The following is a 26,350-nucleotide window of genomic DNA, read 5'->3' on the forward strand; positions in this document are numbered from 1 at the left end:
ATGACGTACGCGGTCAAGGAAATCTTCTACACGTTGCAGGGCGAGGGCGCGAATGCCGGGCGTCCGGCCGTGTTCTGCCGGTTCGCCGGCTGCAACCTGTGGTCCGGTCGCGAAGAAGATCGGGCGAGCGCCGTGTGCCGCTTCTGCGATACCGATTTCGTCGGTACCGATGGTGAGAACGGCGGCAAGTACCGCACCGCCGACGAACTCGTCGCGATGATCGCGTCGCTGTGGCCGCAGGGCGAAGACAACCGCTTCGTCGTATGCACGGGCGGCGAGCCGATGCTGCAGATCGACGCGCCGTTCGCCGACGCATTGCATGCAGCCGGCTTCGAAATCGCGATCGAAACCAACGGTTCGCTGCCGGTGCTCGACACGATCGACTGGATCTGCGTGAGCCCGAAAGCCGACGCGCCGCTCGTCGTGACCCAAGGCAACGAATTGAAGGTGGTGGTGCCGCAGGACAACCAGCGCCTCGCCGACTACGCGAAGCTCGACTTCGATTATTTCCTCGTTCAGCCGATGGACGGCCCGTCGCGCGACTTCAACACGAAGCTCGCGATCGACTGGTGCAAGCGCCATCCGCAGTGGCGCCTGTCGATGCAGACTCACAAGTACCTGAACATTCCCTGATTGACCGTGCTGACCATTACCCGAAAACTCGAATTCGATGCGGGCCACCGCATTCCCGATCACCGCAGCCAGTGCCGCAATCTGCACGGGCATCGTTACGTGCTCGAAATCACGCTGCAAGGCGATCTGGTCGAAACGGAAGGCGCGCCGGATCGCGGCATGGTGATGGACTTCGCCGACGTGAAGTCGCTCGCGATGGAGCATCTCGTCAACCTGTGGGACCACGCGTTTCTCGTCTATGAAGGCGACTCGCGTGTGCGCGAGTTTCTCGACTCGATGCCCGGTCACAAGACCGTCGTGCTCGACCGCATCCCGACCGTCGAAAACCTCGCCGCGGTCGCGTTCGAAATCCTCGCCGACATCTACGACGCCCACTACGGCGTGAACCTGCGCCTGCAGCACGTACGTTTGTACGAAACACCGAACTGCTGGGCGGACGTCGTTCGCGACTAACGCGTTATTGTCACGGTATGATCGCCCCGACAACCACACGGAGCGAGACATGCCGGTTACCACGCTACGCGGCGCACGTCGTTCGACCCCGGTCCTTGCCGGGCTGACCCAGCGCCGCTCCTCTCCGCTCGCCCGCCTTCGCGGCGGCGCAGTGCCCACCTGCACAAGGGGCACGCGATGAGCACCTTCACGAATCCGCTGAAGCAACGTCTGCGCGAACCCGATCCGCTGTATGGGTTGTGGCTGTCGCTCGGCAGCGACGCCGCCGCCGAAGCGCTCGCGCATGCCGGTTTCGACTGGCTGCTGATCGACATGGAACACGCGCCGAACGACAGCGGCGACGTCACGTCGCAGTTGCGCGCGATCGCCGCCGCGCATCTGCCGAGCGAGCCGGTCGTGCGCGTGCCGGCCACCGACGGCTGGCTCGTCAAACGCGTGCTCGATGCGGGCGCGCGCACGCTGATGTTCCCGAACATCGAATCCGCCGACGAAGCCGCGCACGCCGTGCGCCTCACCCGCTATCCGGACGCGCATATGCCGGACGGCCAGCGCGGCGTCGCGGGCGCGGTGCGCGCGGCGGCGTACGGCATGCGGCGCGACTACGTGCAGAACGCCAACGCGCAGATCGCGACGATCGTGCAGATCGAGTCGGCGCGCGCGGTCGATGCGGTCGACGAAATCGCGGCGACGCCGGGCGTCGACTGCCTGTTCGTCGGTCCCGCCGATCTCGCGGCGAGCCTCGGCCATCTCGGCGATTCGAAGCATCCGGAAGTGCAGGCGGCGATCACGCGCATCTCGGAAGCGGCGCACCGCGCCGGCATCGCGACCGGCATCTTCGCGCTCGACGTGGCGGGCGCACGGCAGTATCGCGACGCGGGTTTCCGTTTCATTGCACTCGCGGCGGACGTGATGTGGCTGTTGCGCTCGACCCGTCAGGCGCTGCAGGAGGCACGGTCATGATTCGAAGTTTCACGCGCGTCGCGAGCGTGACCGTGGCTGCTGCTGTGCTGCTCGCGGCCGGCCCCGCGTTCGCGCAGACGAAAAGCCCAAAGCACGACATCGCCACCGACACAGCCGTCGCCGACTACAACGCCGGCAACCTGAGTGCCGCGCTGGTCGAGTTCCGCAAGGCCGCCGAACACGGCAGCCGGCTCGCGGAATTCAACTACGCGATGATGCTGCTCAACGGCGAAGGCACGGCGGTGGACGCCGACGAAGGCAAGAAGTGGCTGCGCAAGGCCGCCGACGCGAACATGTCGCATGCTCAATACGTGTACGGCAAGATGTACGACGATGGCGAGTTCGTCGGACGCGATCCGGTCGAAGCGCATCGATGGTTTCTGAAGGCCGCGCAGCAGGGTCACGTGCTGGCCGAGCTCGCGCTGGCGAACCAGTTCCTCGACGGTCGCGGTACGACGCGCGACAACCATCAGGCGTTCGTCTGGTACAAGAAGGCGGCCGAGGGCGGCGACATGACCGCGCAGTATGTGGCGGGCTCGTTCTACGAGCGCGGCGGCGATGGGGTGGAGCGCAACCTGAACGTCGCGCGTGCGTACTATGCGGCGGCGGCGGCGCAGGGCGATCCGGCCGCGCGTCTGAAGTATCAGCAACTGTCAACGCAGTTGATGAACGAAGCACCGAAGAAGCCGTGATGTCGTGATGTGAACGCAGCGTGCGGCTGTTTTATGGACATGCCGCACGCAGTCAGTTCGAGAGACTAGCGCTAACTCTGCATCAACCGCTTCTGCCGCGCGACGCTCATGATCAAACCGATCGCGACGCCGAGCGTAGTCAGCGCAGTGCCCCCGTAACTCATGAACGGCAACGGCACGCCGACCACCGGCAGGATGCCGCTCACCATCCCGATGTTGACGAACGCGTAGGTGAAGAACGCCATCGTCAGCGAGCCGGCCAGCAGCCGGCCGAACAGCGTCGCACCGTTCGCCGCGATGTACAGCCCGCGCGCGATCAGCGCCATGTACAGCACCAGCAGCACGATCCCACCCGCCAGCCCGAACTCCTCGGAGAACACCGCGAAGATGAAGTCGGTGTGCTTTTCGGGGATGAACTCGAGGTGCGCCTGCGTGCCCTTCAACCAGCCTTTGCCGAGCGCACCGCCGGAGCCGATCGCGATCACCGCCTGAATCGTGTGGAAGCCCTTGCCGAGCGGATCGGAGGTCGGGTCGAGCAGCGTGCAGATGCGGTGCTTCTGGTAATCGTGCATCAGCGGCCACGTGACTTCGGGCTGACAGATCCGGTCCTGGAACGCGGCGATCGAACCGACCGCGATCACGCACGCGATCAGCACCGGCACGATCAGTTTGAAGCTCAAGCCTGCGAAGTAGATCACGAAGAGCCCGGACGCGAACACCAGCACGGCGGTGCCGAGGTCCGGCTGCTTCGCGATCAGTGCGACCGGCAGCATCAGAATGATGATCCCGACCAGATAGTCGTACCAGCGCATCACGCCTTCGCGTCGCTGGTAGTACCACGCGAGCATCAGCGGCGTGGCGATCTTCAGAATCTCAGACGGCTGGATCACGACGCCGACGTTGATCCACCGCTTCGCGCCCTTGCGCGTGAGCCCGAACGCCGCGACAGCAACGAGCAGCGCGATACCGAACGTATAGAGCGGTACCGCGAAGCGCATCAGCGTGGTCGGCGGCACGTTCGCGAGGCCCCACATCAACACGAAGGTCAGCAGGATGTTGCGCAGCTGGTCCTCGACGCGACCCGGCACGTCGAGACTCGCGCTGTACAGCGTGACGATGCCGACACACAGCAGCAGGAACACCGTCAGCGCGAGCGGGCGGTCGAAGCCCGCGAACATCCGCTTGAGGTGGTCGATCGAGGCGCGCTTGTCGAATTGCATGCCTTTCTCCTTACTCGTCGATGCCGCCGGCGGCGGGCTGGCGCGGCGGCGCGGGCTCGACACCGTCGTCGCGCGACGGCGCCGCAGCGGCGGGAGCCGGCGCGCTCGCCGGACGCGGTTTGTGAGGGCCGGACTGACGCGGCACCGGAATCTTCGGACGCGCGACCGATGCAGGCACGGCAGCCGATGCTGCGGCAGCCGACGTCGCCATCGCCGCCGCTTCCGCTGCGCTAGCCGCCGATGCCGCAGCAGCAGCCGACGCCGCACCCGGTTCCGGCAGCGCCGTATAGCCTGCCGCGACCGCCACCGGCAGCGCGATCTTTGCCGGAGTCGCCGCATTGCCGATTACCGGCGCGGATGCGTCTTCGGTCGCCGAAGCGGCCGCTGCAACCGCAGCCGCTTCGGCACCGGGCTTCTGCCGGTCGACCAGATAGAAGTCGAGCACGCGACGCGCGATCGGCCCCGCCGCTTCCGCCCCCCAGCCGCCGTTTTCGACGATCACGGCGACCGCGATCTTCGGATGATCGGCCGGTGCGAACGCGGTGAAGAGCGCGTGGTCGCGTAGACGTTCCGGCAGCGTATGGCCTTTGTAGTTCGCGCCCTGCAGCGAATACACCTGTGCGGTGCCGGTCTTGCCGGCCGCCTGATACGGCGCGCCGATAAACAGCTTCGACGCGGTGCCGTTGGTCACCACGCCGACCATCGCACGCTTCACGACGTCGATGTCCGCCTGCGGTATGTTGATGCGCCCATCGTCCTTCGGCACGGTCAGGTGCGTGTCGCGGGTGATCGGATTCTCGATTTCCTTCACGAGGTGAGGCTTCATCACGACGCCGTTGTTCGCGAGTGTGGCGACCGCATGCGCGAGCTGCAGGATCGTGAACGAGTTGTAGCCCTGGCCGATGCCGAGGCTGATCGTTTCGCCTTCGTACCAGCGCTGCTGTTCGGGCTTGCGGTACGCCTTGCGCTTCCATTCGGTGGACGGCAGGATGCCGCGCGCCTCGCCGTTGATGTCGATGCCGGTGATCTGCCCGAAGCCCCACGGCTTCATGAAGTTCGCGATCGCGTTGACGCCGAGGTCGTGCGCGAGCATGTAGAAGTAGGTGTCGTTCGACACGACGATCGCGCGATTCATGTCGACCCAACCCTGACCCGAGCGCACGTCGTTGCGGAACGTATGGCCGCCGAACGTGTAGTAGCCCGGATCCTGGAAGCCCCAGCCCGGCGTGCGCTTGTGCAGCGCCAGCGCGGCGAGCGCCATGAACGGCTTGTACGTCGAACCCGGCGGATACGTGCCGTGCAGCGGACGGTTCAGCAGCGGGTGGTCCGGCGAGTTGTTCAGTTCGTCCCAGGTCTGCTGGTCGATGCCGTCGACGAACGAGTTCGGATCGAAGCTCGGCGCGGACACGAACGCGAGCACGTCGCCGGTGTCGGGCTCGATCGCGACGAGCGCGCCGCGCTTGCCGGCGAACGCCTGCTCGGCGACCTGCTGCAAACCGATATCGAGCGACAGCACGAGGTTATTGCCAGGCGTGGCCTGCGTGCGCGACAGCGTGCGCACTGGGCGACCGCCTGCGGTCACCTCGACTTCCTCGAAGCCGGTCAGCCCGTGCAGCTCGGTCTCGTAGCTCTGCTCGACGCCGATCTTGCCGATGTAGTCGGTGCCCTTGTAGTTGTTCGCGTCGAGCCGTGGATCGTAATGATCCGGGTCTTGATCGTTCGCATCGCTGGCGTCGTCGATACGATCCTGGTCGCGCTGCGAAATCCGTCCGATGTAGCCGATCACGTGCGCGGCCGTCGGTCCGAGCGGGTATTGGCGGAACAGTCGCGCACGCACTTCGACGCCGGGGAAGCGGAAGCGCTGCGCGGTGAAGCGCGCGACTTCGTCGTCGGTAAGGCGCGTGCGGATCGGCAGACTCTCGAAGTTCTTCGAGTCTTCCTGCAGCTTCTTGAAACGACGCCGGTCGCGCGCGTCGATCGAGATCACCGTGGAGAGGTTGTCGATCACGTTGTCGAGCGTGTCGTTCAGCTTCGACGGCGTGATTTCGAGCGTGTACGCCGAGTAGTTCTTCGCGAGCACGACGCCGTTGCGGTCGGTGATGATGCCGCGGTTCGGCACGATCGGCGCGACCGAAATGCGGTTCTCGTTCGCCTGCAGCGAGTACTTGCTGTAGTGCCAGACCTGCAGATACAGGAAGCGGAACACGATCAGCCCGAAGCAGACGAACACGAACAGCCCCGCCGCCGCGACGCGCAGGCGGAATTTCGAGAGCTGCTGCTGGGTGTCCTTGAATTCGGTCATGCGAGTGCGGGGTGAGCCGCGAAGCGGCCGTCACGAAGTGCGCGGGCCCGCGGGCCGCGTACCGGGTCGAACGAAGTGCGTGGGCCGGGCCGGCTGGACGCAACGAATTTCACTGAGGGCCCCGGTGCGTGGATCAGATGGGACGCGTATCGTCCGGATCGGCCGGACGACGCTGCGGCATCAGCAGCAGCACGCTCGCGACCGGCCACAGCGCGGCCTCGACGAAGCCGTCGATCAGATAGCCCCAGCCGGGAAACGCGGCGCCGGTCAGCAGACGGATCACGAACGGCACGATCTGCGCGATGACGAGCAGCGGCATCACCGCGAAAACCTGCACGCCGAGCGACATCCACAACACACGTCGATGGATCGTGATCGCGCCGTACGACAGCAGCGTATACGCGAGCGCGTGTTCGCCGAGCAGGCTCGCGTTGTGCACGTCCATCAGCAGGCCGAGCAGGAACGCGATGCCCATGCCGACCTTGCGCGGCTGATGCACGTTCCAGAACAGCAGCACCAGTGCGACGAAGTCCGGCACGCCGATCATGCGGCCCCACGGCATCAGATTCAGCAGAAACGCGGCGGCGAGACTGAACGTGATGAAGTACGGATTGACCGGCTGCAGGATGTATTGCGGGCGGTTCATCGCGTCGCTCCCTGGCCGGCCGGTGCTGCGGGCTTCGTGTTGCCGCGCGCAGCGGGTTCCTTGCCGGCGGGTTTGGCTGCGGGCTTCGCAGCCGGCTTTTCAGTGGCTTTGTCGGCAGGTTTCTCCGCAGCCTTCGCGGGTTTTTCCGCCGCCTTCTTCGCCTTCGGATCCTTCGCGTTGGCGCTTGCGTCGGGATCTTCGGGGCGCGGCGGCACGTTGTTCTGGAAGTGCAGCACGAGCAGCTGACGCGCACCGCGCACCGTCGCGACCGGCACGCAGATCACGCGCGCGAACGCCGTATCCGCCTGCTTGTCGACCCGCACGACCTTCGCTACCGGCAACCCCGGCGGATAGAGACCGTCGAGCCCGCTCGTGACGAGTTCGTCGCCGGCCTGCACGTCGGCGGCGATCGGCACGAAGCGCAGATCGAGCGAATCGCCCTTCGGCGTGCCGTAGATCACGCTGCGCAGCCCGGTTCGGACGATCTGCACGGGCACGGCCTGATCTTTATCGGTGAGCAGCGTCACTTCGGCCTGCATCGGGAACACGCGTGTGACCTGGCCGATCACGCCGTCTTCATTGACGACCGGCGAGCCGTTCTGGATGCCCTGCTGCGAACCGCGACCGATCACGACTTTCTGCGTGAACGGGTCGCTGGTGTCGTACTGGATTTCGGCGGGGATCGACTGCGTGGCCGCGCGCTGCGACAGCTGCAGCAGATCGCGCAGATGCGCGTTTTCTGCGGAAAGCTGCGATGCGGTATTGGCCTGCAGCGACAACTGCAGGTTACGGTCGCGCAGTTTCGTGTTGTCGGCACGCAGTTGCGCGCTCGTCACTGCGAGATCGGCGGCGCCCATGAACAGGTCGCGCGGTACGAGCGCCGCGCGCTGCAACGGATACAACCCCGCGCCGAGTACGCCGCGCACGATCTCCAGCGTTCTGAAGCGCGCATCCGAAATGAGCAGCGCAAGCGCCAGCATGACGAAAAAGATCAGCCGGGCGAGCGCCGACGGGCCTTGCTTGAATAGGGGCGGCGGACTGTATTCCATGGTCGGCGCCGGGGGCGTAAGCAGGTGGATGAAGCGGCGTGCGGCGCGGCGCAGGCGCTCAGCGCGCGGCGGCCCGATGGGCCGCCTGGCCACGCGCCTGCCCGTGAGGGGCAGACTGGGCCGTGCGCGCTGCGGTCATGGAGCGACGCTCGCTTACTCGTAGGAGAAGATGCTGCCGAGCTTGTCCATACGCTCGAGCGCCATACCCGAACCGCGCACGACGCAGGTCAGCGGGTCTTCGGCGACCAGCACCGGCAGGCCGGTTTCTTCCGCCAGCAGGCGGTCGAGGTCGCGCAGCAGTGCGCCGCCGCCCGTCAGCATCATGCCGCGCTCGGCGATGTCGGCGCCGAGTTCCGGCGGCGTCTGTTCGAGCGCGATCTTCACCGACGACACGATCTGGTTCAGCGGATCGGTCAGTGCTTCGAGGATTTCGTTGCTGGAGATCGTGAAGCTGCGCGGAATGCCTTCCGACAGGTTACGGCCCTTCACTTCCATTTCCTTGACTTCGGAACCGGGGAACGCGGAGCCGATTTCCTTTTTGATCGCTTCGGCGGTCTGCTCGCCGATCAGCATCCCGTAGTTGCGGCGGATGTAGTTGACGATCGCCTCGTCGAACTTGTCGCCGCCGACGCGGACCGAACCCTTGTACACGATGCCGCCGAGCGAGATCACGCCGACTTCGGTCGTGCCGCCGCCGATGTCGACGACCATCGAGCCGGTTGCTTCCGACACCGGCAGGCCCGCGCCGATCGCAGCTGCCATCGGCTCTTCGATCAGGTAGACCTGCGAGGCGCCGGCGCCGTGCGCGGCTTCTTTAATGGCGCGGCGTTCGACCTGGGTCGAGCCGCACGGCACGCAGATGATGATGCGCGGCGACGGCGAAAACATGCGCGATTCGTGAGCGGTCTTGATGAACTGCTTGATCATCTGCTCGGTGACGGTGAAGTCGGCGATCACGCCGTCCTTCATTGGGCGGATCGCCTCGATGTTGCCCGGCACCTTGCCGAGCATCTGTTTGGCTTCCTTGCCGACTGCCTGGATCGTCTTCTTGCCGTTCGGGCCGCCTTCCTGGCGGATGGATACGACCGACGGTTCGTCGAGAACGATGCCTTTGCCGCGCATGTAGATGAGCGTATTGGCGGTGCCGAGATCAATCGCCAGATCGTTGGAGAAATAGCTGCGCAAAAAACCGAACATTCAAAATCCTGTCTCGCTGGGGGCCGGGCCTCGCACCATATGCGAAGGGCGGCAGCGGAAAAAATAGCAGCTTCACGTCGGCGGGAGCGGCCACGGTGAACACGAAACTGCGGGGGAATCTACCGGCGGCTGGAGCAAGGCCGCTCAGCGCTTGTGGACGAAGCTGAAAAATGTCCAGCAAGGCCTTGCCAAGGGGTCCGGGTTTGGGTCGAACGCGTAATGATACCTTATAATTTTGCTTGTTTTGAAGGAAACGGGTCGCACTTTTTGCCTCCGTGAGCCCCTTTTTCGAGGGGCGCCTCCATTGATGTAACCCGCTGTCGCAGCACTGTTTTTCCGCACTGCGGCAGTCCACCCTCTTCCCCGGTGACTGCATGGCTTTGACCCTGACCGATGTGAAACGTATTGCCCATCTCGCGCGGCTCGAACTCGCCGACGAAGAGGCGGGCCACACGCTCGCCCAGCTCAACGATTTTTTCGGGCTCGTCGAGCGGATGCAGGCGGTGGATACAACCGGAATCGAACCGCTCGCTCATCCGATCGAGCAGATCGAAGACGTCGCGCTGCGTCTGCGTAACGACGCGGTGACGGAGACCGTGCGCCGGGACGATTTCCAGAAGCCGGCGCCTGCTGTGCAGGACGGCCTGTATCTGGTGCCGCGGGTGATCGAATAGCGTCACGCGGGCGCCGGCTCGACGAGGTTCGATCCGGCGTGCCGTTGGCTGCGGCGCCCACGCGGGCGGCCGGGCTATCGTTGCGGCGCACGACGCGCCGCAGCGTTCTCCAGGAACAATGCAATGCATGAAAAGAGTCTGACCGAACTGCGCGCAGCGCTCGACGCGAAGGAATGCTCCGCGGTCGAACTGGCGCAGCTGTACCTGCAGCGGATCGACGCGGCGCGTGGCCTGAATGCGTTCGTGCATGTCGATGCCGACCTGACGCTCGCACAGGCGAAGGCCGCCGACGCACGGCTCGCCGCCGGCAATGCCGGTCCGTTGACCGGCCTGCCGGTCGCGCACAAGGACGTGTTCGTCACGCAGGGCTGGCGCGCGACCGCCGGCTCGAAGATGCTCGAAAATTACACGAGCCCGTTCGATGCAACCGTCGTCGACCGGCTCGCGCGCGCGGGCATGGTGTGCGTCGGCAAGACCAACATGGACGAATTCGCGATGGGTTCGTCGAACGAGAATTCGTACTTCGGCCCGGTGCAGAATCCGTGGGACACGCGTGCGGTGCCCGGCGGTTCGTCGGGCGGTTCGGCTGCTGCCGTTGCCGCGCGTCTCGCGCCGGTCGCGACCGGCACCGACACCGGCGGCTCGATCCGTCAGCCTGCATCGTTCGCGGGCGTGACCGGCATCAAGCCGACTTACGGCCGCGTGTCGCGCTACGGGATGATCGCGTTCGCGTCGTCGCTGGATCAGGCCGGTCCGTTCGCGCAGAACGCCGCCGATTGCGCGACGCTGCTCAACGCGATGGCCGGTTTCGATGAGCGCGATTCGACGAGCCTCGTGCGCGACGACGAAGACTACTCGCGCTATCTCGGTCAGCCGTGGCAGAGCGGCGCCGACGCGGGCAAGCCGCTTGCCGGGCTGCGTATTGGTCTGCCGAAGGAATACTTCGGTGAAGGTCTCGCCGCCGACGTGCGCGCCGCGATCGACGCTGCGCTGAAACAATACGAAGCGCTAGGCGCAACGCTCGTCGATGTATCGCTGCCGAAGACCGAACTGTCGATCCCCGTCTACTACGTGATCGCACCTGCCGAAGCGTCGTCGAACCTGTCGCGTTTCGATGGCGTGCGTTACGGCCATCGCGCAGCGGAATACCGCGATCTGCTCGACATGTACAAGAAGTCGCGTGCCGAAGGCTTCGGCCCCGAAGTGAAGCGACGCATTCTGGTCGGCACCTACGTGCTGTCGCACGGCTACTACGACGCGTACTACCTGCAGGCGCAGAAGATCCGCCGCATCATCGCGCAGGATTTCCAGGAAGCGTTCAAGCAATGCGACGTGATCATGGGACCGGTCGCGCCGAGTGTGGCGTGGGACATCGGCGCGAAGGGCGACGACCCCGTGCAGATGTATCTCGCGGATATCTACACGCTGTCGGTGAGCCTGGCCGGTCTGCCGGGCATGAGCGTGCCGTGCGGTTTCGGCTCGGGCGCGAACGCGCAGCGGCCGGTCGGTCTGCAGATCATCGGCAACTATTTCAATGAAGCACGGATGCTGCAGGTGGCGGACGCGTTCCAGCGCGCGACCGACTGGCATCGCAAGTCGCCGGCGGGAGTGTAAGCATGGCTAAAGAATGGGAAGTCGTCATCGGCCTCGAGACGCACACGCAGCTCTCGACGGTCTCGAAAATTTTCTCCGGCACCGCGACGCAGTTCGGCGCCGCGCCGAACACGCAGGCGAGCCCGGTCGATCTGGCATTGCCCGGCGTGCTGCCGGTGATGAACCGCGGCGCCGTCGAGCGCGCGATTCTGCTCGGTCTCGCGATCGGCGCGAAGGTCGCGCCGCGCAGCATCTTCGCGCGCAAGAATTATTTCTACCCCGATCTGCCGAAGGGCTATCAGATCAGCCAGTACGAGATTCCGGTCGTGCAGGGCGGACAGATCACGTTCCATGTCCCGGCCAACGAAAAGGCCGGTAAGGACGCGTACGAAAAGACCATCAACCTGACGCGCGCGCACCTCGAAGAAGATGCAGGCAAGTCGCTGCACGAAGACTTCGCGGGCATGACCGGCATCGATCTGAATCGCGCCGGCACGCCGCTGCTCGAGATCGTCACCGAGCCGGAAATGCGCAGCGCTGCCGAAGCGGTCGCATATGCGAAGGCGTTGCATGCGCTCGTGATGTGGCTCGGCATCTGCGACGGCAACATGCAGGAAGGCTCGTTCCGTTGCGACGCGAATGTGTCGGTGCGGCCGGTCGGTCAAAAGGAATTCGGCACACGCGCGGAAATCAAGAACCTGAACTCGTTCCGCTTTCTCGAAGAAGCGATCCAGTATGAAGTGCGTCGCCAGATCGAGTTGATCGAGGACGGCGGCACCGTTGTGCAGGAAACGCGTCTGTACGATTCGGACAAGCGCGAGACGCGCTCGATGCGCAGCAAGGAAGACGCGCACGATTACCGCTACTTCCCCGATCCCGATCTGATGCCGCTCGTGATCGACGCCGCGTGGATCGAGCGCGTGCGCAGTGAAATGCCCGAGTTGCCGGCCGGCATGCAGAAGCGCTTCGTCGAGCAGTACGGACTCACGCCGTACGATGCCGGCGTGCTGACGTCGAGCAAGGCGATGGCCGTGTACTACGAAGCGGTGGTCGCGAAAGCGGGCGCGGCGCAGGCGAAGGTCGCAGCGAACTGGCTGATGGGCGAGGTGTCGTCGCAACTGAACCGCGAAGACCTCGACATCGGCGCGAGTCCGGTATCGGCGGCGCAACTCGCGTTGCTGTTGCAGCGGATCGCCGACGGCACGATCTCGAACAAGATCGCGAAGGAAATCTTCGTCGCGATCTGGGAAGAGAAAGCCACCGACGAAGCCGCCGCCGACCGTATCATCGAAGCGAAGGGTTTGAAGCAGATCTCCGACAGCGGTGCGCTCGAAGCGATCATCGACGAAGTGCTCGCGGCCAACGCGAAGTCGGTCGAGGAATTCCGCGCAGGCAAGGAGAAGGCGTTCAACGCGCTGATCGGTCAGGCGATGAAAGCGACGAAGGGCAAGGCGAATCCGCAGCAGGTCAATGAACTGCTGAAGAAGAAACTGTCCTGAACGAAGTGACGCGGTAGCGGCGGCGAGTTTTTTCGCCGCTGCGAGCATTTGCACAACGGGCTGTTGCCGGATCGCATGGCGGGGCAACGGCCCGTTTCGTTTTATCGTTCGTGGTCCGGGCGTTGATCGACATCTGGACCATTCACAGGAGACGACTGCATGGCGAAAAATCCCGAGCTGGACGATTTCCTCGTGCCGTATTTTGACGGCAAGAAGGCCGCTAAATTCGCGCTGACCGATTTCGATCCGGCGGCGAAGCCGTTCTCGAGCGGCAACAAGGATGCCGACCGGCAGCGTCTCGCCGAGATCGGCGCGCAGCTCGATCCGATGCAGGAACGGCTGCACGCGCAGAACCGTCAGCGCGTGCTGCTGGTGCTGCAAGGCATGGACACGAGCGGCAAGGACGGCACGATCCGCGCGGTGTTCCATGAAGTCGATCCGCTCGGTTTGCGTATCGTGCCATTCAAGGCGCCGACGCCGGTCGAGGCCGCGCACGACTTTCTGTGGCGCGTGCACGCGCAGGCGCCGGCCGCCGGCGAACTGACCATCTTCAATCGCAGCCACTATGAAGACGTGCTCGTGCCGACGGTACTCGACCAGCTCGACGACGACGCGCGCGAAGTGCGCTACCGGCACATCCGCGAATTCGAAGGGCTGCTCGCGGACAGCGGCACGACGATCATCAAGTGCATGCTGCATATCTCGAAGGACGAGCAGCGCGAGCGTCTGCAGGCGCGCATCGACGATCCGACGAAGCACTGGAAATTCGACGTCTCCGATCTCGAAGCGCGCAAGCAGTGGGACAAGTATCAGACGGCGTATCGCGATCTGCTCGCGGCGACGTCGACGCCGACCGCGCCGTGGTACGTGATTCCCGCCGACTCGAAGACGCATCGCAACGTGATGGTCGCCGAACTGCTGCTGCGCACGTTCGAGGCGATGAAGCTCGAATACCCGACTGCGAAAAGCGAGTTGAAGGGCGTGAAGGTCGAATGACCCCTGACGCTTCCGTCCACTGTCATCCTCTCTAACAAGAACGCAAAAGGAACACCATGTTGCGCGTAATCACCGCCAATCTGAACGGCATCCGCTCCGCAGCCAAGAAGGGTTTCTTCGACTGGTTCGGCACGCAGGATGCCGACGTCGTCTGCGTGCAGGAAATCAAATGCTCGCAGGACGACATGACGCCCGAATTCCTCGCGCCGCACGGCTACACCGGCTATTTCCAGCATGCGGTGAAGAAGGGTTATAGCGGCGCGGGCGTGTACACGCGCCACGAGCCGGACGAAGTCGTGATCGGCTTCGGCAGCGAAGAGTTCGATGCCGAAGGCCGCTATGTCGAAGCGCGTTTCGGCAAGCTGTCGGTGGTGTCGGTGTATGTGCCGTCCGGATCGAGCGGCGAAGAACGTCAGCAGGCGAAGTACCGCTTCATGGCCGAGTTCATGCCGCACCTCGCCGCGCTCAGCAAGGAACGCGAAGTGATCCTGTGCGGCGACGTGAACATCGTCCACAAGGAAATCGACATCAAGAACTGGAAGAGCAACCAGAAAAACTCGGGTTGCCTGCCGGAAGAACGCGCGTGGCTCACGCAGCTGTTCGACGAAGTGGGCTACGTCGACGTATTCCGTACGCTCGACCAGCGGCCCGAGCAGTACACGTGGTGGAGCAATCGCGGGCAGGCGTATGCGAAGAACGTCGGGTGGCGGATCGATTACCAGATCGCGACGCCGGAGATTGCCGGCAAGGCGAAGCGCTGCGACGTGTTTCGCGACATCAAGTTCAGCGACCACGCGCCGGTCACGGTCGACTACGCGCACAAGCTCGCGCGTTGATTCGAGCCGCAGTCCCTGACTACTGGTCGCGTATCGTCGTACGACGCGGCCGGCCGATGCCCGCGTAATCGGGCAACGCATCGACCGTCTTGCCGATTGCCTTCGCGTACAGCGGCAGCATGTCGGCGAGACGCTTCATGATGTCCTGACGCCGCGCCGGCGTGTACGGATGCACGTAGATGAAGCCCTGATCGCGGTTGCTGCGCGTCGCGGCCGCGAGCTTGTCCCACAGCGTGATCGCCGCGCGCGGATCGTAGCCGGCTCGCGATGCAATGTCGCTGCCGATCACGTCGGCCTCGGTTTCGTCGGTGCGTTCGTACTTCATTTCCAGCAATCGCGAGCCGATGCCGAGCGGCGCCATGCCGAGATCAGCGAGGCCGAACAGTTGCGGAATCGTGCCCGAGCCGAACTGCGCGGCCTGCTGTTCGCCGAGGCGTTCGCGCGCGTGCTCGCGCAGCGCGTGCGCGATCTCGTGGCCGATCAGCATCGCGAGTTCGTTGTCGTTAAGCCGCACGCGATCGAGCAGCCCGCTGTAGATCACGATCTTGCCGCCCGGCAGGCAGTACATCCGGATATCGGACGAGCGCAGGACGGCGACGTCCCACTTCCAGTTCTTCGCGCGGTCGTTCCATTTGAGCGAATACGGAATCAGCTTGTCGACGATCCCGCGCACGCGCTGCACGCGATCGTCGGTGTCCGGATAGAGGCGATTCGAATGCTGCGCGCCGTGGACGATCTGGTCGTATTCGTCGGCGGCCTGGGCTTCGAGCATCGGCGACGGAATCAGATTGCGGAACACCGCGCCGTCGCCGTAGCGGATCTGCTGGCTGGTTTGATACGTCGGCGCCGATGCGCTCGACGGTGCGTTGGCGGCGGAGGTGTTCGACGTCGGCGCAGGCGAGCGCGCAGTCACCGGTTGTGCGGGTTGCGGCGATGAAGGAGCCGAAGCTGGGGATGCGGCAGCGGGAGAAGTCGGCGGCGCGGCGGTAGAGGGTGCAGGCGTATCGGCAGCAAACGCAGCAGGCGTTGCCGCCGACATCGCAAGCGCGACCACCAGCATGCGGCACGCAACGGCACGCAAAGAAAAACCCACCGACCGGACACCGGCCACGACACGCGACGAAAACAGCACGGTCACGACTGCGTTCTCCACGGGGCGATGCGGAACAAAAGTAGCATACCCGGCACCGCCAGCACGGTACACGCGATGAAGTACTCGAACCAGCCGAACTGCGCGACGAGATAGCCGCTGGCCGCCGACGCGAGCGTGCGCGGCACCGACGCAAGGCTCGTGAACAGCGCGAACTGCGTCGCGGTGTAGCGCGGGTCGGTCGTGCTGGCGATGTACGCGGTGAACGCGGCGAGCGTGAGACCGGTCGAGAAGGTTTCGAAGCCGTACACGAGCGCAAGCGCCACCGACATCGGATCGAACGAGACAGTCCAGCCGATCCCGACGAGCGCGAGCAGCTTTGTGAGCCCGGCGCCCGCCGATGCGGCGAACCCGTACACCGCGACGAGCGCAGGCGAAGTCGGCCCGACCTGCGCGAGCCACGCGAAGCCCAGCGTGGACACCATCTGCAGCCCGCCAAAGATCCACAGCCCGCGACCGATGCCGATGCGCATCAGCCAGATTCCGCCGATGATGCCGCCCGCGAGACTCGCGCCGAACGCGGTCGTCTTCGCGATCACGCCGATCTGCGTGCGCGTGAAACCGATGTCGAGAAAGAACGATGTGGACAGCGTGGTCGCCATCGTGTCGCCGAGCTTGTACAGGAAGATGAAGCCGAGCACGAACAGCGCGCCGCGCCAGCCGTCGCGCAGCACGAATTCGCGGAACGGCTCGACGATCGCCGCGCGCAGGTTCTTCGGCGGCACGCCGTGCACTTCGGGTTCGCGCACGACGAGCGTCATCACCATGCCGGGCAGCATGAACGCGGCGGTGACCGCGAACACGGTGGTCCACGGCAGATGGTCGGAGAGGATCAGCGCGAGCGAGCCCGGCACCAGCGCTGCGATCTTGTACGCGTTCACATGGACCGCGTTGCCGAGGCCCTGTTCGGTATCCCGAAGCAGTTCACGACGGTATGCATCGATGGCGATGTCCTGGCTCGCGCCGAAGAACGCGACGAGCGCGGTGAGCGCGGCGACGGTCCAGATCGATTCGCGCGGCGACACGAAACCGAGCGTCGCGATCGCACCAGCGACGAGGATCTGCGTGACCAGCATCCAGCCGCGCCGGCGTCCCGGCCGCCAGCCTGGCAGCCGCGGCACATAGCGGTCCATCAGCGGCGCCCAGACGAATTTCCACGTATAGGGAAACTGGATCAGCGCAAAGAGGCCGATCTCCTTGAGGTTCACGCCCTCGGAGCGCAGCCACGCCTGCACGAGATAGACGAGCGTGAAAAGCGGCAGCCCTGACGTGAAGCCGAGAAAGACGCAGATCAGCATGCGAGCGTTCAGGAACGCTCGCCAGCCGGGGTGTGCTTCGTGTGCGGTTAGTGCTTTCGCCTCGTGCGGCGGGTTCGACATAAGGAGGGTCAGCGCGAGCTTTTCTTGACGCGATAGACCGCAAGACTACCACGCCAGTTCACGCCCCAGCGCACCGCCTGACCGCCGTGCAGCACCGCGCGATCGAGAATTTCGATACCGACTTCGGGCGCTAGCGCCTCGAAATCGCGGATCGTCAGCACGCGCACGTTCGGCGTGTTGTGCCACTGGAAAGGCAGCGACTTCGACACCGGCATCCGGCCGCGCAGCACCGACAGCCGATGCGACCAGTAGCCGAAATTCGGAAACGACACGATACATTCGCGACCGACCCGCACCGTCTCGCGCAGGATCGCCGCGGTCTGATGGATGGTCTGCAACGTCTGCGACAGGATCGCGAAATCGAAGCTGCCGTCCTCGAACAGGCGCAGGCCGTCTTCAAGATTCTGCTGGATCACGTTCACGCCGTTCTTCGTCGATGCGAGCACGCCGGCGTCGTTGATCTCGATGCCGTAGCCGGACACGTCGAGTTCTTCGGTCAGCAGCGACAGCAGCGAGCCGTCGCCGCAGCCGAGATCGAGCACCGTCGAACGCGGTTCGACCCAACGGGCGATCGCGCGGAAGTCGGGGCGGGTCGCAAGATAATCGAGTGCGCGCTGGTTCATGCGTTCACCTCGGTGGCGATGCGTTCGTAGTAGGCGCGCATCAGGTTGTGATAGCGGGCGTCGTCGAGCAGGAAGGCGTCGTGGCCGTGCGGCGCGTCGATTTCCGCGTACGTGACCTGACGCTTGTGATCGAGCAGCGCCTTCGCGAGTTCGCGCGAACGCGTGGGCGCGAAACGCCAGTCGGTCGAGAAGCTCGCGATCAGATACTTCGCCGTGGTGTGCGCGAGCGCGGCGGTGAGGTCGCCGTCGAACGCCTTCGCGGGATCGAAGTAATCGAGTGCGCGCGTGATCAGCAGATAGGTGTTCGCGTCGAAGTAGTCGGCGAACTTGTCGCCTTGATAGCGCAGATACGATTCCACTTCGAACTCGACGTCGAAGTTGAAGTTGTACGCGTCTTCGGCACCTTCCGCGCGGCGCAGCGCACGGCCGAATTTCGCGGCCATGTCGTCGTCGGACAGGTACGTGATGTGGCCGATCATGCGTGCGACGCGCAGACCCCGCTTCGGCTTCACGCCGTGCGCGTAGTAGTTGCCGCCGTGGAAATCCGGGTCCGACAAGATCGACGAGCGTGCGACTTCGTTGAACGCGATGTTCTGCGCGGACAGCTTCGGCGTCGACGCGACGACGATGCAGTGCGCGACGCGCGCCGGGTACATCATGCTCCACGCGAGCGCCTGCATCCCGCCGAGGCTGCCGCCCATCACGGCAGCGAAGCGCTCGATGCCGAACTGGTCGGCGACGCGCGCCTGTGCGTTCACCCAGTCTTCGACGGTGACGACCGGAAAGCGCGCACCGTACGGTTCACCGGTGGCCGGGTCGATACTCATCGGGCCGGTCGAACCGAAGCACGAGCCGAGGTTGTTCACGCCGATCACGAAGAAGCGGTTCGTGTCGAGCGGCTTGCCGGGGCCGACCATGTTGTCCCACCAGCCGACGTCCTTCGGATCGTCCGCATAGACGCCCGCGACGTGATGCGACGCGTTGAGCGCGTGACACACGAGCACGGCGTTGCTGCGCGCGGCGTTGAGCGTGCCGTAGGTTTCGACCATCAGGTCGTAGTCCGCGAGCGAGCTGCCGTTCTGCATGAGCAGCGGCTCGGGGAAATGCATTTTCTGGGGAACGACGATCCCGATCGATTCCATTCAATCCGCCTTCTGACAGGAGCGGCTAAACGGCGTCGGCGATGCGCGGAGAAGAAACGGCTGGCGCGGCTGACGACCTCTTTAGCCGCATTTGTAGTGAACCTGGGCAAGAGGCCGGCAGGTTCGCGCGCCCGCAATCGAGTCAGCAAATCGGCGCGTTGTTAAGGTCGGCTGGCTATGCGAGCTAACCTCAACGGAGCGCAAAGTATAGCGGAAAAATGCGAGCGGCAGCGTCGGGGCGGCCTGTTGCTGGCTACTGCAGAATCAACCGCAGCTGCGCATCCGCGTGCTCGTCGGGCTGCCGTGTGAAGCCGCTGCGCGCATACCGGTGCCAGCGTCCGACGATATAGCTGACGAGCAGACTCGCGCGCACGGCGGGATCGTAGTCGGCGGGCAGCGGCACCTGTGAGCCCTTCTCGGTCTGAGCAGCTTGTGCATTCGAATCCATTAGCCCAAGCCGCAGACACTGCTTCAACGACGCCTCGACGCGTTCGAGCATCTGGTTCACCCGTTCGGTCAGCCGTTCGTGCTCGCCGACGAGCGCCTCGCCGGTCAGCACACGCGTCATGCCGGGATTCTTCGCGGCGAAGTTGAGCAGCATCAGCGCGATCGAACGTGCCTGCAGCACGCCGTTCGGCTCTTTCGCGACGATCTGGTTGATCAGTCCGAAGATGGTCTGCTCGACGAATTCGATCAGACCTTCGAACATCTGCGCCTTGCTGGCGAAGTGCCGGTACAGCGCGGCCTCCGATACGCCGAGCCGCGCGGCGAGCGCCGCCGTGGTGATCTTCTCGCTCTTCGGTGCTTCGAGCATCGTCGCGAGCATCTGCAGGATGTGCACGCGCCGCTCGCCGGGTTTCAGGCGCACGGTGCGCGCGCTGCCTGCTACTGCAGCGGCGGCGTCTTCGGTTACGGCCTCGTCATGCTTGCTGATCGGTTGCATGTGCGTCGTCCCTTCAGTCGCCCGGAGCGGGTGCCCAGTCGTAGCGATTTTAACGAACGAATGCACCGGTCGACATAGTGCGGTCTGCCGGTGCCCGGCAACGGCGCCCGGATGCCCGCCGGCCGGGCCGGAGCGGGCAGGTGACCGGTGATCCACACGGTGCGGATGCCGAGCCGCCGATAGTTTTTCAGGTGGCTGCGGGTGTCTTCGACGAGGATCGCGTCGCCGAGCGCGACGTGCGCGTCGCGCATCGCCCGGCGCAGCATCGACGCGTCGGGCTTCGCGCGCCACAACCGACGGTGCTGCATGTGCTCGATCGCGATCACGCGCTCGAACAGCCGCTCGATGCCGAGCTCTTTCAGCACGGCTTGTGCGTACGCGACGGGCGCATTGGTGAGGATGATCTTGCGGCCCGGCAGCGCGGCGATGAGCCGCGGCAAGCCGCGCTCGCTGCGCACCATCGACGGCAGATCCGGAAAATCGTGGACGACTCTCAGGAAGTCGTGCGGATCGATCGGATGATGGCGGGTAAGGCCCAGCAGCGTCGCGCCGTAGCGCAGGCTGTAGCCCGAGCGCAGACGGTTCGCTTCGTCGAGATCGACCTGCAGCGTGTCGATGATGTACTGCGTCATCGCTTCGTTGATCGCCGGGAAGATCGCATGCGACGCGTGATGCAGCGTGTTGTCGAGGTCGAACAGCCAGACGGGGCTGCCGGCTTCGATCTTGGGTCGACTGCGTCGCGGGCGGGAGGAGCGCATGAGGGAGAGCGGTTGGGACTGACGACAGCGGCACGGGTTGGGGTTGCGAGGCGTCGCGCGGACGCCTCGCCGCTTCCGCTCAGTGCGAGCGGATCATCGTGCCGAACGGCTGCTCGGTCAGGATTTCGAGCAGGACCGAATGCTCGATACGCCCGTCGATGATGTGCACCGAATGCACGCCGCTCTTCGCGGCATCGAGTGCCGACGAGATTTTCGGCAGCATGCCGCCGGAGATCGTGCCGTCGGCGAACAGCGCATCGATCTCGCGCGCCGACAGATCGGTCAGCAGGTTGCCCGCCTTGTCCATCACGCCGGGGATGTTGGTCATCATCACCAGCTTCTCGGCGTTCAGCACGACGGCGAGCTTGCCGGCGACGAGGTCCGCGTTGATGTTGTACGACAGGCCGTCTGCGCCGAAACCGATCGGCGAGATCACCGGAATGAACGCGTCGTCCTGCAGCGCCTTCACGACGGCCGGGTTGATCGACTCGACCTCGCCGACCTGGCCGATGTCGAGGTACTGACCCGGGTTGTCGCGGTCCGGCATCAGCAGCTTGCGCGCGTGGATCAGGCCGCCGTCCTTGCCCGTGAGCCCGACTGCGTGGCCGCCGAAGTGGTTGATCAGCGTGACGATGTCCTGCTGCACTTCGCCGCCGAGCACCCATTCGACGACTTCCATCGTCTCTTCGTCGGTGACGCGCATGCCTTGAATGAAGGTGCCCTGCTTGCCGATTTTCTTCAGCGCCTGGTCGATCTGCGGGCCGCCGCCGTGCACGATGACCGGGTTGATGCCGACCAGTTTCAGCAGGATCACGTCGCGCGCGAAGCCCTGCTTCAGCCGCTCTTCCGTCATGGCGTTGCCGCCGTATTTGATCACCACGGTCTTGCCGTGATACTGGCGAATGTAGGGCAGCGCCTCGGCAAGTATTTCGGCTTTCAGCGTGGGCGCAATCTGCGAGAGATCGGGAAGTTCAGACATGGCGGCGGACTCGGGCGCGGGCAGTTGAAACAAGGGCGAATTGTACAGGACTGGCGCGCTGCAACAGGGTTTTCGAAGCGGCTTTGGGCGGGGTTTCAGCGACGCTTCCCGCACTGCGCCATGCACGGTCGGCCGGGGTGCTTTTTCTGCGGATGTTCAGCGGATGTGGTCGGTTGGCGGGCGTGGCATCATGGCCACATCGGCGCTGCCGCTGTCATCGAACTGTCTTGCCATGAACCCGTCGGCTCATCGTTCGTCCACCTCTGCTTCCGCGTCCGCCAGCGGGCGTTGTCCGCGCTGCGGTCATGCGTTCGATTGCGGGATGCGGGCAGCCGCAGCCGCTGGTCAGCAGACCGACACGCCTCCGTGCTGGTGCCGCGCGATGCCCGCGCTACCCACCGAGCGTCTCGTGCCCGGTCGCGCGTGCCTGTGTCCCGAATGTCTCGCCGACGAGATCGCCCGCGCGCACGCCGCGTCAGACGCACCCGAGACACCCGGCCCTGCGCGATAAGCGGCGTCCGGTGCGACGTCACCATGTAAACTGACGGCATGCAACGCCTCACCAACACCGGCCGCGTCAATCTCAGCCATCTCTTCTGGCTGCGCAGCTTCGCCATCATCGGCCAGCTCGGCACGATCGCGTTCGTGCAGATTTTTATCGGCGTGCATCTGCCGTTGCCCGCGATGCTGCTCGTGATCGCGCTCGAAGCGCTGTTCAACGCGCTCACGTGGTTGCGCGTCGCGCGCGCGAAGCCCGAATCGAATCTTGAGCTGTTCGGCCAGATCTGGGTCGATCTCGGCTCGCTGTCGGCGCTGCTGTTTCTGTCGGGCGGCACGACCAATCCGTTTGTGTCGCTGTACCTGCCGTCGCTCGCGATTGCCGCCGCCGTGCTGCCGTGGCATCTGATGCTGTGGCTCGCCGCGTTCGCGGTGGCTTGCTACGCAGTGCTCGGTTTCGATTCGGTGCCGCTCAATCTCGATAATCCGGCGAACCTGTTCGACTACTACCGCTCGGGTATGTGGGTGAACTTCATGGTGAGCGTCGGGCTGATTGCGTGGTTCGTTGCGCGGATGTCGCGAGCGCTGCGGCAACGTGACGCAGCGCTCGGCGACGCGCAGCAGCGCTTGCTCCGCGACGAACGCGCGGTCGCGCTAGGCGTGCAGGCAGCGACGGTCGCGCACGAAATCGGCACGCCGTTGTCTACCATTGCGATGTTGACCGAAGAGCTGCGCGATGCCGCGCACACCGACGCCGGCCTCGCGCCGTATTCCGCCGACCTCGATCTGCTCGAACGGCAAATGACGTTGTGCACGTCGGCGCTCGCGCGGTTGCGTAGCCGCGCGGCGACGCACGAAGTGTCGGGCAACCGGCAGACGGTCGCACAATGGCTCGAATCGTTCGCCGAGCAATGGCGGCTGCGTCATCCGCACGTGACGTTCCAGCTGCTCGGTGCGCCGCCCGAAAGCGCGACGCTCGCCGATACGGTCGCGGCCGGCCAGATCCTCACGATCCTGCTCGACAACGCGGCACGCGCGAGTCGCGATCACGTGACGCTGTCTGCAGTCGAGACACCGCGTGGCGATTTCGTCGAGTTCGAGGTGCGCGATGCGGGTCTCGGGATTCCGTCGGCGCTGCGCACGTTGCTTGGGACGATGCCGGTCGATAGCACGCAGGGCGGCCAGGGTGTGGGGCTGTATCTGGCGTTTTCGGCGGCGGCGCGGCTGGGTGGGTCGATTGAGTTGACCGACGCGCGCGATATCAGGCCGCGGGGGACGCGGGCGGTGTTGCGTTTGCCGGTGGCAGGACATGATTCATCGGGGGGAGCGGGTTCAGACCTGGCGTTCCCCAATGTGGAGAAACACAAATGAGCGACAACAATTTTCTGGTCATCGACGACGACGAAGTATTCTCCGGCATCCTCGCGCGCGGTCTCACGCGGCGTGGTTTCGTGGTGGCCGAAGCGCACAACGCCGACGAGGCGATCCGTCTCGCGAACCAGCAGAAGTTCGGCCAGATCACGGTCGATCTGCATCTCGGCGACGATTCCGGTCTGAACCTCGTCGCGCCGCTGCGCGAACTGCAACCGGATGCACGGATGCTGGTGCTGACCGGCTACGCGAGCATCGCGACGGCCGTGAAAGCGGTGAAGGACGGCGCGGACAATTATCTGGCGAAGCCCGCGAACGTCGAGACGATTCTGTCCGCGCTGCAAAGCGAGGCCAGCGAGCTGCAGGCGGAAGAGGCAATCGAGAATCCGGTGCCGCTGTCGGTTGCGCGGCTGGAATGGGAACACATCCAGCGCGTGCTCGCGGAAAACGGCAACAACATCTCGGCGACCGCGCGTGCGCTGAACATGCATCGACGCACGCTGCAACGCAAGCTCGCGAAGCGGCCGGTCAAGCAATAAAAAACGGGCGGTCTTGCGAGATCCGCAAGACCGCCCGTTATGTGCAGCTTGGCGCTTACAGCACGTAGCGCGACAAGTCTTCGTCCTGTGCCACTTCATTCAGCGCGCGATCCACATACGCGGCGTCGATCTTGACGCTCGTGCCCGCGTGATTGCCCGCCGAGAACGACACTTCTTCCAGCAGCTTTTCGATCACCGTGTACAGCCGGCGCGCGCCGATGTTCTCGGTTTTCTCGTTCACCGAGAACGCGATCTCCGCGAGGCGGCGGATGCCGTCGTCGGCGAATTCGAGGTGCACGTCTTCGGTGGCGAGCAGCGCCTGGTATTGCTTGACGAGGCTCGCGTCAGTGGCATCGAGAATCGCTTCGAAGTCCTTCACCGACAGCGAATCCAGTTCGACGCGGATCGGGAAGCGACCCTGCAGTTCGGGAATCAGATCGCTCGGCTTCGCGAGATGGAACGCACCGCTCGCGATGAACAGGATGTGATCGGTCTTCACCATCCCGTACTTCGTGTTGATCGTCGTGCCTTCGACGAGCGGCAGCAGATCGCGCTGCACACCTTGACGCGACACTTCGCCGCCGCCCGCTTCGTTGCGCGACGCGATCTTGTCGATTTCGTCGAGGAACACGATGCCGTTCTGCTCGACGTTCTGCACGGCCTTCGTCTTCACTTCCTCGTCGTTGAGCATCTTCGACGCTTCTTCGTCGCTCAACACCTTCAGCGCTTCCTTGACCTTCAGCTTGCGGCGCGTCTTCTTGCCGCCGCCGATGTTCGCGAACATCGAGCGGATCTGCTCGGTCATGTCTTCCATGCCCGGCGGCCCCATGATGTCCATGCCCGGTTGCGGCAGTTCGACGTCGAGTTCGATTTCCTTGTCGTCGAGCTGGCCTTCGCGCAGACGCTTGCGAAAGGTCTGACGCGTGGCATTGTCGTCGCTGCCGGCGGATTCCTGCGAGCCCGCGCCGAAGCCGACCGTGCGTGCGCCCGGCAACAGGATGTCGAGGATGCGGTCTTCGGCCTGGTCCTGCGCCTTCGAGCGGACCTTGCGCATTTCGGTTTCGCGGGTCTGCTTCACCGAGATTTCGATCAGATCGCGCACGATGCTGTCGACGTCGCGGCCCACGTAGCCGACTTCAGTGAACTTGGTCGCTTCGATCTTGATGAACGGCGCGTCGGCGAGCTTCGCGAGACGCCGCGCGATTTCGGTTTTGCCGACGCCGGTCGGTCCGATCATCAGGATGTTCTTCGGCGTGATTTCCTGACGCAGCGGATCCGCGACCTGCTGACGCCGCCAGCGATTGCGCAGCGCCACCGCGACGGCTTTCTTCGCGCGGTCCTGGCCGATGATGTGTTTGTCGAGTTCCGAGACGATCTCGGCGGGAGTCATGGTGCTCATCGTGGGTCCTTACTCGATCGTCTCGATGACGCGGTTGTGATTCGTATAGATGCACATGTCGCCGGCGATCGCGAGCGCTTTCTCGACGATGTCGCGCGGCGATAGATCGGTGTTGTCGATGAGCGCCTGCGCAGCGGCCTGCGCATACGAACCGCCCGAACCGATTGCACAGATGCCGTTTTCCGGATCGAGCACGTCGCCGTTGCCGGTGATGACGAGCGTGGTCTGCGCATCGGCGGCGATCAGCATCGCTTCGAGCCGGCGCAGCATGCGGTCGGTGCGCCAGTCTTTCGCGAGTTCGACGGCGGCGCGCGTGAGATTGCCCTGATGCTTCTCGAGCTTGCCTTCGAAGCGGTCGAGCAGCGAGAACGCATCGGCGGTGCCGCCGGCAAAGCCGACCATCACCTTGCCGTTATAGATGCGTCGGACTTTCTTCGCGCCGCCCTTCATGACGATGTTGCCCAGCGTGACCTGACCGTCGCCGCCGAGCGCGACCTTGTCGCCGCGTCGCACGGAGACGATCGTCGTGCCGTGAAATTGCTCCATTTGCGTTCCTTTTGCAAAACGGGGAAGACCGATGGCGCGCCGCGCCACCGTGGAATGCGGCCGCTCGCTCAGAGCGGGAAAGCGGACGGCGCCGCGCGAGACTTCCGCGCGCGCACGTGCGGCGCATGTCCGATTTATTTTAGGGCGTGCCGCGTCATATCAAGAGCCGTTCGTGTGGGCTGCGGTGAAAAAGCGGCTATTGGTGTGCGGGTTTTGGAAGAAAGACCGATGCGGTCGGGGCGAGGCTGGGGAGCAGGTAAAAGATGCACGTAG

26 protein-coding genes are annotated in these 26,350 nt (G+C 64.6%); 12 read left to right on the plus strand and 14 right to left on the minus strand.

What is annotated here, in order from left to right; translation table 11 throughout:
* From queE to E1748_RS24185, 4 genes are all read left to right on the plus strand, one after another.
* On the plus strand, nt 1–633 hold the full coding sequence (gene queE / locus E1748_RS24170; protein WP_133649799.1) for a 7-carboxy-7-deazaguanine synthase: 633 nt from the start codon (nt 1–3) through the stop codon (nt 631–633).
* 9 nt (nt 634–642) lie between these two features.
* The gene (gene queD, locus E1748_RS24175; RefSeq protein WP_133650505.1) at nt 643–1,086 is read left to right on the plus strand and encodes a 6-carboxytetrahydropterin synthase QueD; all 444 of its coding nucleotides are present in this window, start codon (nt 643–645) and stop codon (nt 1,084–1,086) included.
* Between the two features lie 177 nt (nt 1,087–1,263).
* Entirely contained in the window at nt 1,264–2,046 is a 783-nt protein-coding gene (locus E1748_RS24180) for an HpcH/HpaI aldolase family protein (RefSeq protein WP_133649800.1), read from the plus strand.
* Entirely contained in the window at nt 2,043–2,738 is a 696-nt protein-coding gene (locus E1748_RS24185) for a tetratricopeptide repeat protein (RefSeq protein ID WP_133649801.1), read from the plus strand. The genes E1748_RS24180 and E1748_RS24185 overlap by 4 nt, the downstream gene beginning before the upstream one ends.
* A gap of 71 nt (nt 2,739–2,809) precedes the next feature.
* Here E1748_RS24185 and rodA read toward each other — a convergent pair whose 3' ends face one another.
* From rodA to E1748_RS24210, 5 genes are all read right to left on the minus strand, one after another.
* Nucleotides 2,810–3,958: a rod shape-determining protein RodA gene (rodA, locus tag E1748_RS24190; protein WP_133649802.1), complete on the minus strand. Its 1,149-nt coding sequence runs from the start codon at nt 3,956–3,958 to the stop codon at nt 2,810–2,812.
* A gap of 10 nt (nt 3,959–3,968) precedes the next feature.
* Complete coding sequence (mrdA, locus tag E1748_RS24195) at nt 3,969–6,260, minus strand: penicillin-binding protein 2 (RefSeq protein WP_133649803.1); 2,292 nt, start codon at nt 6,258–6,260, stop codon at nt 3,969–3,971.
* A 133-nt stretch (nt 6,261–6,393) separates the two neighbouring features.
* Complete coding sequence (mreD, locus tag E1748_RS24200; RefSeq protein ID WP_133649804.1) at nt 6,394–6,906, minus strand: rod shape-determining protein MreD; 513 nt, start codon at nt 6,904–6,906, stop codon at nt 6,394–6,396.
* Complete coding sequence (gene mreC, locus E1748_RS24205) at nt 6,903–7,955, minus strand: rod shape-determining protein MreC (RefSeq protein WP_133649805.1); 1,053 nt, start codon at nt 7,953–7,955, stop codon at nt 6,903–6,905. Before mreC ends, mreD begins: the two co-directional genes overlap by 4 nt.
* Nucleotides 7,956–8,108: 153 nt before the next feature.
* Nucleotides 8,109–9,152 (minus strand): rod shape-determining protein, encoded by a 1,044-nt coding sequence (locus tag E1748_RS24210; protein WP_004189550.1) that lies wholly within the window; start codon nt 9,150–9,152, stop codon nt 8,109–8,111.
* Nucleotides 9,153–9,526: 374 nt separating this feature from the next.
* On the opposite strand from E1748_RS24210, the gene gatC reads away from it, so the two are divergent.
* From gatC to E1748_RS24235, 5 genes are all read left to right on the plus strand, one after another.
* Nucleotides 9,527–9,826: an Asp-tRNA(Asn)/Glu-tRNA(Gln) amidotransferase subunit GatC gene (gene gatC, locus E1748_RS24215; RefSeq protein ID WP_133649806.1), complete on the plus strand. Its 300-nt coding sequence runs from the start codon at nt 9,527–9,529 to the stop codon at nt 9,824–9,826.
* Nucleotides 9,827–9,949: 123 nt separating this feature from the next.
* On the plus strand, nt 9,950–11,440 hold the full coding sequence (gatA, locus tag E1748_RS24220) for an Asp-tRNA(Asn)/Glu-tRNA(Gln) amidotransferase subunit GatA (RefSeq protein ID WP_133649807.1): 1,491 nt from the start codon (nt 9,950–9,952) through the stop codon (nt 11,438–11,440).
* A gap of 2 nt (nt 11,441–11,442) precedes the next feature.
* Nucleotides 11,443–12,918: an Asp-tRNA(Asn)/Glu-tRNA(Gln) amidotransferase subunit GatB gene (gene gatB, locus E1748_RS24225; protein ID WP_133649808.1), complete on the plus strand. Its 1,476-nt coding sequence runs from the start codon at nt 11,443–11,445 to the stop codon at nt 12,916–12,918.
* A 159-nt stretch (nt 12,919–13,077) separates the two neighbouring features.
* Nucleotides 13,078–13,914 (plus strand): PPK2 family polyphosphate kinase, encoded by an 837-nt coding sequence (locus E1748_RS24230; protein WP_133649809.1) that lies wholly within the window; start codon nt 13,078–13,080, stop codon nt 13,912–13,914.
* A gap of 56 nt (nt 13,915–13,970) precedes the next feature.
* A complete protein-coding gene (locus E1748_RS24235; protein ID WP_133649810.1) occupies nt 13,971–14,750 on the plus strand; it encodes an exodeoxyribonuclease III in 780 nt (259 codons plus the stop codon).
* Nucleotides 14,751–14,769: 19 nt separating this feature from the next.
* Here the strand turns inward: E1748_RS24235 and E1748_RS24240 are convergent, their stop codons facing one another.
* From E1748_RS24240 to argB, 7 genes are all read right to left on the minus strand, one after another.
* On the minus strand, nt 14,770–15,831 hold the full coding sequence (locus E1748_RS24240) for a M48 family metallopeptidase (RefSeq protein WP_420819356.1): 1,062 nt from the start codon (nt 15,829–15,831) through the stop codon (nt 14,770–14,772).
* A gap of 53 nt (nt 15,832–15,884) precedes the next feature.
* Nucleotides 15,885–17,279, minus strand: coding sequence for an AmpG family muropeptide MFS transporter (locus E1748_RS24245; protein WP_133649811.1), 1,395 nt, complete (start codon nt 17,277–17,279; stop codon nt 15,885–15,887).
* A gap of 8 nt (nt 17,280–17,287) precedes the next feature.
* Nucleotides 17,288–17,902, minus strand: coding sequence for a methionine biosynthesis protein MetW (gene metW, locus E1748_RS24250; protein ID WP_133649812.1), 615 nt, complete (start codon nt 17,900–17,902; stop codon nt 17,288–17,290).
* Entirely contained in the window at nt 17,899–19,044 is a 1,146-nt protein-coding gene (metX, locus tag E1748_RS24255; protein ID WP_133649813.1) for a homoserine O-succinyltransferase MetX, read from the minus strand. The genes metW and metX overlap by 4 nt, the downstream gene beginning before the upstream one ends.
* A 253-nt stretch (nt 19,045–19,297) precedes the next feature.
* Nucleotides 19,298–19,987, minus strand: a complete 690-nt coding sequence (gene slmA / locus E1748_RS24260; RefSeq protein ID WP_133649814.1) for a nucleoid occlusion factor SlmA — start codon at nt 19,985–19,987, stop codon at nt 19,298–19,300.
* A complete protein-coding gene (locus tag E1748_RS24265) occupies nt 19,954–20,745 on the minus strand; it encodes a pyrimidine 5'-nucleotidase (protein ID WP_133649815.1) in 792 nt (263 codons plus the stop codon). The genes slmA and E1748_RS24265 overlap by 34 nt, the downstream gene beginning before the upstream one ends.
* 79 nt (nt 20,746–20,824) lie before the next feature.
* Nucleotides 20,825–21,724: an acetylglutamate kinase gene (gene argB / locus E1748_RS24270; protein ID WP_133649816.1), complete on the minus strand. Its 900-nt coding sequence runs from the start codon at nt 21,722–21,724 to the stop codon at nt 20,825–20,827.
* Between the two features lie 232 nt (nt 21,725–21,956).
* Between argB and E1748_RS24275 the strand changes: the two genes are divergently transcribed.
* The 3 genes from E1748_RS24275 to E1748_RS24285 are packed head-to-tail and all read left to right on the plus strand — an operon-like array spanning nt 21,957 to nt 24,132.
* Entirely contained in the window at nt 21,957–22,235 is a 279-nt protein-coding gene (locus E1748_RS24275) for a cysteine-rich CWC family protein (protein ID WP_133649817.1), read from the plus strand.
* Between the two features lie 38 nt (nt 22,236–22,273).
* Nucleotides 22,274–23,593, plus strand: coding sequence for an ATP-binding protein (locus E1748_RS24280; RefSeq protein ID WP_133649818.1), 1,320 nt, complete (start codon nt 22,274–22,276; stop codon nt 23,591–23,593).
* Nucleotides 23,590–24,132, plus strand: a complete 543-nt coding sequence (locus tag E1748_RS24285) for a response regulator transcription factor (RefSeq protein WP_133649819.1) — start codon at nt 23,590–23,592, stop codon at nt 24,130–24,132. The genes E1748_RS24280 and E1748_RS24285 overlap by 4 nt, the downstream gene beginning before the upstream one ends.
* 55 nt (nt 24,133–24,187) lie before the next feature.
* Here the strand turns inward: E1748_RS24285 and hslU are convergent, their stop codons facing one another.
* Together hslU and hslV are read right to left on the minus strand one after the other, a co-directional pair.
* Entirely contained in the window at nt 24,188–25,531 is a 1,344-nt protein-coding gene (gene hslU / locus E1748_RS24290; protein WP_133649820.1) for an ATP-dependent protease ATPase subunit HslU, read from the minus strand.
* Nucleotides 25,532–25,540: 9 nt separating this feature from the next.
* Entirely contained in the window at nt 25,541–26,077 is a 537-nt protein-coding gene (gene hslV, locus E1748_RS24295; protein ID WP_133649821.1) for an ATP-dependent protease subunit HslV, read from the minus strand.
* Nucleotides 26,078–26,350: the final 273 nt, after the last annotated feature.

Source organism: Paraburkholderia flava (assembly GCF_004359985.1).
GTDB classification, from domain to species: domain Bacteria; phylum Pseudomonadota; class Gammaproteobacteria; order Burkholderiales; family Burkholderiaceae; genus Paraburkholderia; species Paraburkholderia flava.